The organism is Bacteroidia bacterium (assembly GCA_040880525.1).
Taxonomy (GTDB): domain Bacteria; phylum Bacteroidota; class Bacteroidia; order CAILMK01; family JBBDIG01; genus JBBDIG01.
Window position 1 is genome coordinate 1 of record JBBDIG010000011.1, and the last position, 13,544, is coordinate 13,544.

The 13,544-nt window shown below is 44.9% G+C and carries 9 protein-coding genes; 4 read left to right on the forward strand and 5 right to left on the reverse strand.

What is annotated here, in order from left to right; genetic code table 11:
* The 4 genes from WD077_01920 to WD077_01935 form a co-directional block, all read right to left on the reverse strand.
* Window positions 1–2,593 (reverse strand): SBBP repeat-containing protein (locus WD077_01920; protein ID MEX0965967.1); only part of this gene is annotated, 2,593 nt, incomplete at its 3' end.
* A 167-nt stretch (window positions 2,594–2,760) separates the two neighbouring features.
* Window positions 2,761–3,015, reverse strand: a complete 255-nt coding sequence (locus WD077_01925) for a gliding motility-associated C-terminal domain-containing protein (protein MEX0965968.1) — start codon at window positions 3,013–3,015, stop codon at window positions 2,761–2,763.
* Between the two features lie 244 nt (window positions 3,016–3,259).
* Complete coding sequence (locus WD077_01930; GenBank protein ID MEX0965969.1) at window positions 3,260–3,706, reverse strand: cold shock domain-containing protein; 447 nt, start codon at window positions 3,704–3,706, stop codon at window positions 3,260–3,262.
* Between the two features lie 159 nt (window positions 3,707–3,865).
* The gene (locus WD077_01935) at window positions 3,866–8,359 is read right to left on the reverse strand and encodes a PKD domain-containing protein (GenBank protein ID MEX0965970.1); all 4,494 of its coding nucleotides are present in this window, start codon (window positions 8,357–8,359) and stop codon (window positions 3,866–3,868) included.
* A 160-nt stretch (window positions 8,360–8,519) separates the two neighbouring features.
* On the opposite strand from WD077_01935, the gene WD077_01940 reads away from it, so the two are divergent.
* Complete coding sequence (locus WD077_01940; protein ID MEX0965971.1) at window positions 8,520–10,316, forward strand: potassium transporter TrkG; 1,797 nt, start codon at window positions 8,520–8,522, stop codon at window positions 10,314–10,316.
* Window positions 10,317–10,375: 59 nt separating this feature from the next.
* Window positions 10,376–10,741 carry a dihydroneopterin aldolase gene (gene folB, locus WD077_01945; GenBank protein MEX0965972.1) on the forward strand — a complete coding sequence of 122 codons (366 nt, stop codon included), beginning with the start codon at window positions 10,376–10,378 and terminating at the stop codon, window positions 10,739–10,741.
* Between the two features lie 56 nt (window positions 10,742–10,797).
* Here the strand turns inward: folB and WD077_01950 are convergent, their stop codons facing one another.
* The gene (locus WD077_01950; GenBank protein ID MEX0965973.1) at window positions 10,798–11,454 is read right to left on the reverse strand and encodes a YceI family protein; all 657 of its coding nucleotides are present in this window, start codon (window positions 11,452–11,454) and stop codon (window positions 10,798–10,800) included.
* 227 nt (window positions 11,455–11,681) lie between these two features.
* Here WD077_01950 and glyA point away from each other — a divergent pair, with 227 nt between their 5' ends.
* Both glyA and WD077_01960 read left to right on the forward strand, forming a co-directional pair.
* Window positions 11,682–12,959, forward strand: coding sequence for a serine hydroxymethyltransferase (gene glyA, locus WD077_01955; protein ID MEX0965974.1), 1,278 nt, complete (start codon window positions 11,682–11,684; stop codon window positions 12,957–12,959).
* A 97-nt stretch (window positions 12,960–13,056) separates the two neighbouring features.
* Window positions 13,057–13,455, forward strand: a complete 399-nt coding sequence (locus tag WD077_01960; GenBank protein MEX0965975.1) for a DUF4870 domain-containing protein — start codon at window positions 13,057–13,059, stop codon at window positions 13,453–13,455.
* Window positions 13,456–13,544 lie beyond the last annotated feature (89 nt).

Here is a 13,544-nt window from a genome sequence, read left to right on the forward strand (position 1 = left end):
TATTGATATTTTCATGAAGAAACGTGGACTGCGTAAATGGAATGCTGTCAGCCAGCACTAAAAAACTAGTGCTATCTTGGTGGCGGGAATAAAGCCGGTAATGCGAAACAAAGATATTTTCCAATGAATCGGGCGGCCAGGTGAGCAGAATCTTGCCCTCCGAAGAAGATGTGGAATCTACCGTTGCGTGGAAAGTTTCAGGCGATCGATAAAACTCATCCGGTGTAATTTTAATGTTTACCGTATCAAAAGCGGCACAGCCGCTTGAGTCGGTAATCCGTACCCAATAATTGCCTTCTTCGTATGCCCAAGTTTGCCCCAACGTATCATAATTGGACCAGTAATATACGCTGTGGCCCGTATCTGCTTTCAGTTGCACACTATCGCCCCGGCAAAAAATGGTGGTGGTATCTGCATCAATTTCTGTGGGGAAAAAGCATTCTGTGAATTTTATGAGAAAGGCATCACCGTCACCAGAATAAACGGTTTGAAAAGCACCTGATGTAACCGGGAAATCATTTGAGGTTGTATTTGAGCTTGTCCTTCCTGTCAGATAAATACATTTTGCTACACCATTATAATCAATGCCATGGCCAATGGTTGTATAGCTGCCACCGTAGTAGCTGGCATAGTGCCGATTACCGGAATAATCAAGTTGAAGAACGGCAGCAAGTAATGTTGCTGAACCAAAATTTGTTTGGAAAGAATGTTTGGTGACTGGAAATAATGAAGAAGTAATACGGCCTGTGGCTATGACTTTACCATATTTTGCCTTCAAATCAAGAAACCAACCTTTCCCAAAATAACCACCCCAAACAAAAGAATGAGACGCAGAGAATTTTATCAAATAAATATTTGGCCCGTTGGAGGAAACAGGTAACAACCCATTTTGGGAAACTGGTAAAGTATCCTCGTCATTGGCAACTGAAAGATAATATTCGCCAAATTCGTCCGCAGTTATATGAATGGAGTTCGGCCATATTAGATCAGTCCCAAAATAAGAACCATAAAGCCGCGAACCTGTACTATCCATAATAGTTATAAACGCAATTCGATTGACTAGCGTTGTAGATTGGTAAGCATTAGATGTAACTGATAAATTTAGATTGTTTGTACCACCTGCAATATAAACTTGCTCGTCCTTTCCTACGTCAATACTTTCCGCAATGCCACCACCGAAAGTATTTGCCCCTACTCCAAGATAAGTAGACCAATTTCTCCCCCCACTATTATTGAACTTCACTGCGACACCATCATGTAAGCTACCAGTTTTAGCATTCAAATATGCCCCGGATGAGACAGGAAAATCTGTACTATTTGAAAAGCCGGCAGCATATACACTCCCTGAATGTCCAATTGCTAATTCATTTAATTCATCCCGATCGCTTCCCCCAATATATGTTGCCCAAGACCGTGTTCCATCGGAATTGAACTTTATCACTATCCCATCCTTACCAATTCCTGTTGCGGGACCTGAATAGGATGCCTGAAAAGCATTGAGTGTTGGCAAACCATCGCCAGCATAACCACAAACAAAGAGTTCAGACGAATTGAAAATACTAATATCCAAAAATTCCGTGGTATGGTATCCTCCATAATATGTGGACCATTGCAAACTTCCGGAGCTGTCAAATTTAGAAATAAAACCACAAGGGCTTCCGGATCGGGTAGTTTGAAAGGCCCCTGTGGTAACTGGAAAATCAGTGCTCTCAGTTCTGCCGGCTACATACACGTTGCCTAATGTATCGGAAATTACTCCATTACCATCTTCTGATCCTGAACCTCCTAGAAAAGTGGACCAAACGCGCACAAATGGATCAATTATTAATTCTTCATCCAGGTTGTAATTTTCGGTAGTAAATGACAAAATGCGGTTTGACAAATTGAAGTTGCATTCTATTTCATGACCGTTCTGATAAGCCACGGGCGCGTGTTCGGTGATATTCCCAAGAGGGGTTTCGGCATTAAACTGTCCCTGTCCATCAATAAAAATATTTTCTGCTCCGGTATATTTCATCCTGATCTCGTTAATGTCGCCTCCGGGATGCACGATTAAATCGTACTTTAAACCTTGGACTCCGCCTTCTTCTGAAAAATAAAATACAAGATCAATGTGTGGATATAAATCTTTATAAATAATTTTTTTAAATGTAGGTACATTCTCAATACCATCCGGGCAGTGGGGAAAATAATAATTAAAATATGGCCCTGCAGCATCTTCGCCAACCGTAATTGATTCGGTATTTGCACCCAAAAAGTCTACATCCACCCTGTGGAGTTGCAAATTCACTTCTGGTTTGCCATCCTCGTCACTATAAAATTTATCGCGGTTTGCCTCCTGTGCCGCCATTTCCTCATAATGCGATAGCACATAGCTGATGCCGTTTTTGCGCAGGTATATGGTTTGGCCCTTCAGGTTTGCCTGGAACAGGATGTCAGGGGTGGGCCTGCCATCAGTGTCGGTAAGCTGTCCTTGGTTTTGGATAAAGCCAAGGGAGGAGGTTCCTTGAAAACCTTGTGCCGCTGCACCCAAAGAACCCGCTAAGACCAGCGAAAGCGAAAAGAAACACAGAAGTTTGAAAAAAAATGGCATGAGCAGCAATTGAGTAAAAGAAACAAGTTCGTCTAATCTAACTACATCAAATTTCTCAAAAAGATTTCATTCTGAGAAACATTCATCTTTTCCGCACTCGTCATACCCTTTGTTGAAGCCTGGCAATGGGAGAAAATTCAATTTCGAAAGAAGGGGATAAAATGATATTACTCCACCACCGTCACAGTCCCCACCTCCCTCAGCACCTCACCATCAAAACCGCTCACGGTGATGCGGAAGAGGTAGACGCCTGACGGAGCATTAGCGCCATCCCAGGGCTGGGAGGTTTCGGTGGTGTAGATGAGTTCGCCCCAGCGGTTGAAGATGCGCATGGAGTAGGACTTGATCCAGGCGCCAGCGGGGCCGAAGCTGTCGTTGATGCCGTCTGCCTGGCCGGGCGAGAAGGCGTTGGGTATCCACAGTTTGGGGGCCTAGCGGGTGCAGACTACGATGGACGTATTCGCCTAAATATTTTTAAGGTTTGCAGGCAGTTGTGCAACTCTGGGCTTCTGCCCGGAAGTATAATATTCAGAAACATACTGAGAATCACATATTGTAATTCTGTGTAATTGCGATAACATTCCGGGCTACAAACATGAAGGCGCCAGACAGCTTGAAACCGTCTGACGCCTAAGCGCTTTATTTCATGATTGGCAATACAGTATATTATACCTTTTTTACTCTTACTGAATTCATTCCTTTCATTCCCCGCTCCAGCTCGAAAGTGACTGTATCGCCTTCTTCAATTTTATCTATTAATCCATTGACGTGGACAAAATAGCGGTCGTTGGTGCCGGGTACTTTAATGAAACCGAATCCTTTACAATGATCAAAAAAGTCAACTTTTCCTTTTAGGACAGCATCAGTTTCATCCTTCTCTCTTTTTGGAACGCCCAGCGGAATGCTGCTCAAATCAATTTTTTTCTTTTTTGCCGGATCGGGTGGGGTATCCGTAATATTCCCATTTTCATCAATATAGGCTAGCATGTTTTCAAGAGCTCCTCCTTCTGAGTTGGCTTTGCGCTCATCACGCTTCTCCTGCTTTTCAAGCCTTTTCTTCATTCTTTTCTTTTCTCTTTCTTTCTTATTAAAAGTTTCCTGCGATTTGCCCATTTTGGTTTTTTTAGTTTAATAAAGACACAACATGTAGCGCGGTGCTCATAACGCTCAAAATTGCCGGTGCTTCCTATCGCAATACTGATACCGCAAAGGAAAAGAGGGTAGCATAAAAAATAATTTTTAATTTAATCTCAAATGCCGATCATTGCCGGGTTACCGGATCAATGTCACATTTCCCTTGAGATATTGCACTGATTTATCACTGCCGGAAAATGAGATGATATAAACATACACATCATCAGGGGCTTCTCCGCCCCTGTAGGTTCCATCCCATTGATCTTTGAGTGAGGAACTTTTGAATACCCGTTGCCCCCACCGGTCGTATATGAGCAATTCATATTCAAAGACAAAAAGTCCCTGAACGGCAAAATAGTCATTGGTGCCATTTCCATTAGGACTGAATACGTTAGGAGCGTACAGCGTTGGTGGCACCATCAGGCAGCTTGTGTTGGAGAGGCTCCAAACATTTTTCGTGGCGGAAGCCGAATCCTCCTCCCGCATTGCCCTGATCTGGTAGCAATACTCCGGCAGGCTGTTCAGGTCGGTCTGGTGGTCTTCCCATTGCAGTTCTGCTATGTCCGTCAATGATGCCAGGCTCCTGAAGTTTCCGGCCTGGTCCTGTACTTCAATCCCATGGGCGCGGGTTCCGAGGCGCCAGCCATTATAAGCAGACCATTCCAATTGAGGAACGGGATGAGCCGTGGTGTCTGTTGTCAGCACCATCGTCTGGCCGGGATTGCTCCATTCGCTTACATCCCCGCAACTGTCAATATACCTGATGCGATACGTGTAGCTTTCATCATCCACCTCCACCTGCCTATCCCGGTAACTGAGCGTGGTACCTGATAATTCATTATTTAATACTTCAAATGACCCAAAAGGATCTTTACGCTCCAGAATATATTGCCTGATATTCACCAAAGGTTGTGGCTCCCACTCCACCAGTATCCATTTATCTTCTTCTACCGTAGCCCTTCTTAATTCTGGTGCCGGAACAACCGGAATATATACCGGTAACGCATCATCCCAATCGCTCTTGCTTTCCATCAGGTGGCCTCCATCCTCGTTGGCTATCACCCTGTAGCGGTGATTAACGTAACAGATAATTGATGAATCTATAAAAACTGAGCTGTCGCCAGATACGGTGGCGATCAGCGAATATCCGCTCGGTTCATCCGCATTGTCGCGGTACAGATGATATTTCTGGACCGGCCATCCGGAATAATGATTCCAGCTTACGATGTTGCGATTGGTATCAGGTTCTGCCTCAATATTTACAGAACAATGAGACCGCGTTCTGTCAAGCACACTGAAAAACCCACAGGTGTTTTCAAACTGCACATTAAAGCAATAGCTGCTGTTAAGGGTACTCAGATTTTCATAAATAAATACGGTATCACTCTTTATATTGGAAATGCCCACCTTCTCCCATTTTTGTTCTGAATTTTTTATATAAAAATGATATGCCTTAAAATCAATTTCAGGATACGGGGCGAATTCCATTTTAACCCGTTCTTCATCCTCCACCGTTACTCGATAAATAAAAGGAGTAAGATGATCAATACTATCGCCCACCGCAATATCATAGATAAAGGTGTCCTTACATCCGAAGCTATTTGTGGCAATGAGTTTTACGCTATACCAATCTTTGCGCGTGAAAATATGCGCAGGATTTTCATCCTGGCTTGTCGTCCCGTCATCAAAATTCCAGAAGTATTGGGTGATGGGCTTTTCGCTTTTGGAAATGTTCATAAACTGAACCGGCTCATTGACGCAGATCCGGTCCTGCTTTATCAAAAAGCCGGCTCCAATAGTCGCGATTTCAACATCCTTTTTTATTTCCGCCCGGCAGCCATAAGTATTTTCCAGCAATAGCTCAACAGCGTATATCCCTGGGGCTGAATAGGCATGCTTGACTACGGCTGCGCCCATCACTATTTCTGTATGGCCATCGCCAAAATTCCATGATGAAAAACGCAGGTATCCTTCGCCAGCCGTGGAAGTATTATTAAAAACTGTGTTTTGCCTAAGGCATGGATTATTGAAAGTAAAGTCCGGACTGGGCTTATCCCGTACCCAGATGGTATCGCCAATAGGAATGGAAACCCTGCAACCCTTTGCATCAATCAAAATGAGCAGCGGGATATAACGACCAGGCGAATTATAGGTAAAGCTGACATTCTGCCCATCTATCAGGGAGCCATCGCCCATGTCCCAGATAATGCGATCAGCGCCCTCGGTTTTGGATGTGAAATTTACCTTGAGAGGAAAACATCCTTCATTGATGTCCACCTCGCCCGTTCCTCTCGGCCCCATGATCTTGACAAAATCGGGAACAACAAGCGTATCGGAACAATAGATATCTGAAACGATGAGGGTAACGGTAAAGGAATCCGATGTTTCGTAAACCTTTTGTGGATTCCGCAGAGTGGAACTGGTGCCATCGCCAAAAAACCACTTATGGCTTTTGAGCGGATGCCTTCCGGGAACAGAGGCATCGCTGAACTGGATGGTAAGAGGCGGGCAGTCCCCAATAGAATCGTTGGCTGTAAAGTTTGCTTTCAGAAATTTAACCTCCACATGCGCATAGACTGTATCATCACAATCTGTAGAATCATTTACAGCTATATAGCGGACCTGATAATTCCCTTCATCCTCATATCGCTTCACCGGGCTTTCAAGGTTGCTGGTGGTACCATCGCCAAAATTCCAGAAATGTCTGTCGGCTCCTGCTGATCCGTTATAAAAAAATACAGAATCAGGATTGCACCTGGGCTGCACGAAATCAATCTTTGCGAGGGGAGCATTAAGCGTGACCGTACTTCCGGTATCCGAAGTACACTGCTTATGATAGAGGGTAAGTTTTACCGGAAAATCCTGGAGTTGTCCAATAAAAGTATGTCTGGGATTCCAGTCAATGCTCGTATGTGGTGCATTAAAATCCCATCTGAAGCTATCCGGTTGTATGGCCGAGGTATCCGTTTGATTCAGGAAATTAACCGTGAGAGATTTTCCGCATCCTTCGGGTGGAATGGCGAGATATTCAGGCACAAGCTTGCTGCCTATCGAAAGCTGGATGCTGTCTGTATCATGGCAACCCCACTCGTCCTCAATTATCAGCACAGCCCAAAACTCCCCGGTGTCAGGATAATGCCGGGAAGGATTGGGATCCGTACTGGTTTTAGGTCCGGGGAAAGGATCAATAAATTCCCAATGCCAGTTTTCGACAGAAAGGATCGTATCAAGTACATTATAAAACTGGACGGTTGTAGGAGCACACAGGTTTTTGGTATTCGTAACAGGTTTGGCAATAGTATCAGAGAGATAAATATAATCTTTCTTAACAACTGTATCCGTACAGCCATAGATATTGGTTACTACAAGTGTAATGTCGTAAGTTCCTTTTTCGTAAAAAGTGTATATGGGGTTTTGCGTGTTCGCTGTGCCTCCGTCATCAAAATCCCACTCCCATTTTATTATGTCCTTCCCTTCTCCAAAAAAGTTTGCGGTGAAGGGGACATCACAATGTGCTCTGACCGGAGCATGAAAATCAGCATTGGGTTTTGGATTTACCACCACTTCTATGGTGCTGTCCAGTTCGCAGCCCATTGACGAACTTACTTTCAACTTCACCTGCCAGGTGCCTGCTCCAAAACTATGCGATCCTGAAGGAGCGTTGCTGAAAGTACCGTCCCCGAAATTCCATTGGTAATTCACTGATCCCGGAAAATTTTGCGCGTCCGCATTGTACGAAACGGAGGCCGGTTCGCAACTTCTTGTTGGCGAAACCGACATGTCCAGCGATGGCCTTTCCAACGTAACCAGGGCCGGGACAGTTTTTCTCCTGATACATCCCGTTGTCAAATTGGTTATTGTGAGGGTAACATCATAGGTTCCATAGCTGGTGTACGTGTGTGATGGTTCCTCATCAGTACTGCTCCCTCCGTCTCCAAAGCTCCAGGAATAGGAATACGAACCTGAGCCATTGGTTACCGGGGCCGAAAACTTTACTGTGCGCGGGATATTGCAATCAGTTACCGTATTTGGTTTAATTTCAAATTCAGGCCGGGGCTGCACCTTTACCACGTTTATATACCTTTTCACGGCCTTACAACCATTCAGGTCAATGACTTCCAGGAGCACATCGAAAGTGCCCGTATGGGTGTAGGAATGCATCGTGGAGCCATTGGAGTTCAAAACGTTACCGTCCCCAAAATCCCATCGCCATTGCGTTATGGGTCCTGTGCCGGGCGTGCTGTTATCCGTAAACTGAACATTCAGCGGTTCGCAACCTTGATCCGGACTCACACTGAAATCGGCAACAGGATTTGCAAAAACATGAATGTAACCGGTTTTAGAAATAAAATCTGTGGCTCCGGAGCTATCTGCTACTTTCAGGGTTACCGTGTAAACGCCCGGAGCAGAGTATATCGCTCCCGGATTCTTTTGTGCCGACTGATTGCCATTGCCAAAATTCCATTCCCATGAAACAACACTTCCGGAAGACTGATCAGTAAATTTTACATTGAGCGGGGAACACCCGGATAGTACATCACCATTGAAATCAGCCGTTACCTGCGCCTGGCAAATAGCCAGGCAACTGCTACATAGAAGCGTAATTAACAGGTGTTTTGGAGAGAGGGCCATGGGATTTACCACTTTGAAAGCCGTGAAAGTTACTGAATATTTTATCAGCCTTCCTGTTATGACGATCAAGTTTATACTGAGGTTGTCTCACAGATATTATTCTTGCAATAAACTGCCACAGGCGGTGTAATTATCTTTGCACGGCAGCAGAAACAGGATTTTGAAACAACGCATCTTCGATTTCATATTTCACCAGCGGGAGCTTGGGCTCAGGTTTATACGGCTGAGCAGTGTTACCGTTTCAGCAATAGCATTGCTGGTGCTGAGCTACTACTATGGGTTTCCGGTTTCAAACCGTACAGAAGTGATGCTTGGTGAAGTTTTTCGCGTCATCTTTATTTATTATGTCGCCAGTTTTCTGCTCCGGTTTGTGTTCAACTATGGACGATGGGAATTTATAAGGCATAACTGGCTGGAGGCGCTCCTTACTTTGCTCATTCTCTTCGATGGCATTTCAGTTTTAGTTTTTAACTCCTCGCTCCTTTATGAGGTGCTGGACCGGCTGGACCTGGAGCACGTGGCGAATGTTTACCTATATATTATAAAGCTTTACCTGCTGCTCTATGTCCTGGTGGAATTTGCACGCCTCGGCCCCCGGATTATTCATTTAAATATAAAACCAAGTTTACTGCTGATCCTTGCTTTTTCGGTGCTGATTGCAGCGGGCACAATTTTCCTGATGATGCCGGAAATGACTGCTGACGGAAGGGGAGCCGATTTCGTGACAGCGCTCTTCACGGCCACCAGTGCCGCCTGCGTTACCGGCCATATCGTAGCCGATACTGCGACTTATTTTAGTATAACAGGCCAGGCCGTGATCATGATATTAATGCAGCTCGGTGGTATCGGAATCGTAACTTTCGGGATGTTCTTCGCACTTTTTTCCCGTGAGGGAGTGTCGCTAAAGCATTCATCAGCTATGCAACAGCTTTTTGACGCTCCCTCTCTCCACAGCGCCAAAGCCCTCTTAGGCCAGGTAGTGATGGTTACGCTCACTATAGAATTACTTGGTTTTATTGCCGTTTACTTGCTCTGGCCCCCCGTAATGGAATTTGAACATACGGGAGAAAAGCTTTTCTTTTCTCTTTTTCATTCCATTTCAGGGTTTTGTAATGCCGGATTTTCCCTTTTTTCTAACGGCCTTTATGAAGAACCGCTGCGGCAGGCCTACCTTCTGCACATCGTAATGGCTGGGTTGATCTTCTTTGGTTCCCTGGGATTCCCGGCCATCCGCGATCTGTTCAGCGTACCCCGGCTGAGAGAGCGCATGCGTTTTCCCTGGAAAGGTTGGGAAATTGACACCCGAATAGCTGTTTATACATCCTTCGCTCTTATCCTTTTTGGAATGATCATTTTTTATACTTTGGAAAAGGATAACACCCTGGCTGGTGAGGGAAATTTTGGCAAAATGGTAGGAGCTCTTTTTCAATCTGTAACGGCAAGAACTGCGGGTTTTAATACGGTTGATATTGGTGCCGTCAGCGTGCCGGCCCTGTTTCTTTTGATCGTACTGATGTTTATCGGAGGCTCATCAGCCTCTACAGCCGGGGGCATTAAAACCTCCACTTTTGTTATAATCTTCACCTCAGTGTTTGCGACCATACGGGGCAAAAAAAATCTTGAAATCGCCAACCGTTCTGTTTCCATGGATATGCTGCTCAAAGCTTACTCTATTGTGGTATTTGCACTATCCTTTATTATAGTGTCCATTTTTCTGCTCACGCTCACTGATCCTGGAGTACCTTTTCTTCAGCTAGCTTTTGAAGAAGTTTCTGCTTTCTGTACTGTAGGTCTTTCCACCGGTATTTCGGCCGATCTGTCTGTCCCCGGAAAATTCATTTTGATATTTTCGATGTTCGTTGGCAGGGTTGGTATTCTCACTCTGGCCCTGGCGCTAAGCACATTAGTAAAGACCACCCGGTATGATTATCCACAGGCGCATATCACAATCGGGTAAATACACTGGGAAAATTAACAGCAGATTGAGCCATTGATTAAAATTCAAATAAAAATTCCATGACTACCATCTCTTTAGAAGGCATCATAATAAAAGCACCTATTGGATTCTATAAGGCTGAGCGAATGCTGAAACGGAATTTTGCTGTGGATATTAAGGTCTTAATTCCTCTGGAAGCATCCGCTTTGGAGGATGACGTTGCCAATACCATAAATTATGAAGCGCTGCATTCCATTGTGCAAAGCGAAATGGAGAAACCCGCAAAACTGATCGAAACGGTAGCCGCCAAGATTGCGAATGAAGTGCAAATAAAATTTCCACAGGTACGGCAGGTATGGGTAAAAATATCCAAGCCTGATCCTATGATGAATGGCACCATCAGGCAATCAGCCATTGAGTATGTATGGAGCTCTCCGGAGGCCTGAAACGAAAAAAGCACCTCAAGAGGTGCTTTTTTCTATTTAATAAAATGGCTGGAAATTTATTCCTGCAACGTAAGGTTAATGGCCAGTTCCACATCATCAGAAAGCACAACATCCTGCGGGCTGTCCCAATTCACGTTGTACTTTTTGCGGTCAAAAACCAGCTTGCCGGTAGCGGTTTTACTAGCCGGATCATAGGAAACATCCTCTACGGTTTCTTCATGCGTTATACCGCGGATGGTGAGATTGCCCATGAGTTTGTTCTCCTCTGGTGAAGAACCTGTGATCTCAAAACGAGCTGTTGGATGTTCCTCTACATGAAAGAAATCATCCGATTGGAGATGGCCTACCAGCTTTTCTTTGCTCTTGCCTTCTTCAGGATTATAATTTTCGTCAGTTGGGACTATGGTGCCAAGATTCACAGTAAAGCTGCCACCTACGATCTTTCCATCTTCCATAATGAGGTTTCCTTCCTTGAAGTCCACCGTTCCCGTGTGAGCATAAACGCCTAACATGGTTCCGGTCCACATCACGCTGCTTTGATTTTCATTCAGCGTGGCCGTCATTGTTGCTCCTTCAGCAGTTTCATCAGTCCCCTCCTCCATCGTCATTGTCGTGTCATTGTCTGTGCCATCCTGGTTTCCTCCTCCATTATCGCAAGAAATGAGCATTGCTGTTGAAGCAAGAAGACACAAAATGAGGTTGTTTTTCATCATGATTATTGTTTTTTAATTTAAATGTATATACAAAGATATGATTCTGTTGTCGCGATACGAAAATTGGACTATCGGATTATCCTGATTAAGTATTCTGTATTTTATAAATTTTTATTAAAAGAGGAAGGGATACTGGTATCAAAATCAATATGGAAGACGCTACTCTACGCCATATTTCCTAATTTTCGCCCGGTTTTACCTATCGTTACAATCCGCAAAAACACGCTATGAAAAGAGACGAAGCAATTTTTGAAATAATAAAAAAAGAAAGAAATCGCCAGGAAGAAGGGCTGGAACTGATCGCATCAGAGAATTTTGTGAGTCCGCAGGTAATGGAGGCCATGGGGAGTGTTCACACCAACAAATATGCTGAGGGGTATCCTGGCCGCAGGTACTATGGCGGTTGCGAATTTGTAGATGAATCAGAGAATCTGGCGATAGAAAGAGCGAAGGAACTCTTCAGGGCCGCTTACGTAAACGTGCAGCCCCACTCAGGTGCGCAGGCAAATGCTGCCGTAATGCTTGGATGCCTCAACCCTGGCGATACCATTCTTGGCTTCAACCTTTCTCATGGCGGGCACCTTACGCACGGCTCGGCTGTAAACTTTTCAGGTAAGCTGTATAACCCGGTATTTTATCATGTGGAGCAGGAAACCGGACTGATCAACTATGATACGGTGATGGAGACGGCTGCCCGTAAAAAGCCGAAGTTGATCATTGCCGGTGCCTCGGCCTATTCACGGGATTGGGATTTCAAACGGTTCAGAGAAATTGCTGATGAAACTGGCGCTTTACTGATGGCTGATATTGCGCACCCCGCAGGCATTATTGCCAGAGGCCACTTGAACGATCCGTTGCCACATTGCCATATCGTTACCACAACTACGCACAAAACACTGCGCGGCCCTCGTGGCGGCATGATCATGATGGGCCGTGATTTCGAGAATTCCTGGGGGCTCACTACCCCGAAAGGAGAAATTCGGATGATGTCGCAGTTGCTTGATTCAGCCGTCTTTCCCGGAACGCAGGGTGGCCCGCTGGAGCATGTAATCGCGGCCAAAGCCATAGCCTTTGGCGAGGCACTCACTGATGAGTATGACCAATACATCCGGCAAGTGGTGCGGAATGCAAAAGCGATGGCCGCTGCATTCCAGGAGAAAGGCTACAAGGTGATTACAGGAGGCACAGACAATCACCTGATGCTGATTGACCTGCGTTCCAAGAACCTGACGGGAAAAAAGGCCGAAAACACCCTTGAAGGTGCGCACATCACCATTAATAAAAACATGGTTCCATTCGATGATAAATCACCTTTTGTTACTTCCGGAATGCGCATCGGAACTTCGGCTATCACTACACGAGGAATGAAAGAAAATGAAATGAGGCAGATCGTGGAATTAATTGATAAAGTGCTGATGAACGTGGAGAATACTCAATTAATAAAGGACACCGGAAATGAAGTTAAAAACCTGACTAAACAATTTCCGCTTTATCCATCATTATAGTTTCAGAATTTAATTTCAAATGCCTGAATGAATTTCTTTCAAAACAATTTTTGTTTTATCCATCATTTTAACTCTATAAACTGTTAACTCTTTTAAAATGGAAACCAACAAACCTTTTCAATCAGAACCCTTTGATGCGCCAGGGAGCCCCCAAACACTGAGCAAAGATGACCGAAACTGGGGCATGCTGGCACACCTTTCAGCGCTATCAGGTTATGTTATACCCTTCGGCTGGTTCCTGGGTCCCTTAGTGGTGTGGCTTGTTAAAAGAGAAGAAATTCCTTTTGTGAATGATCAGGGAAGGGAAGCGCTTAACTTCAATATCTCTATGTGCATTTATGCCTTGATTTCAGCCATCCTGTTCCTGGTGCTGGTGGGTTTCGTGCTGATCGTTATCGTCATGGTGCTTCATCTCGTGTTCACGTTGATAGCAACAATTAAGGCCAGCGAAGGGAATATGTACCGCTACCCGCTTACCATCCGGTTTGTGAATTAGGACGAGAGCGACAGACAGCCACCTGAAAGGCAAAGCAATTGCATAAGCTGATCATGGAATTACAGGTTGATTCTCATCAATTGGCAACC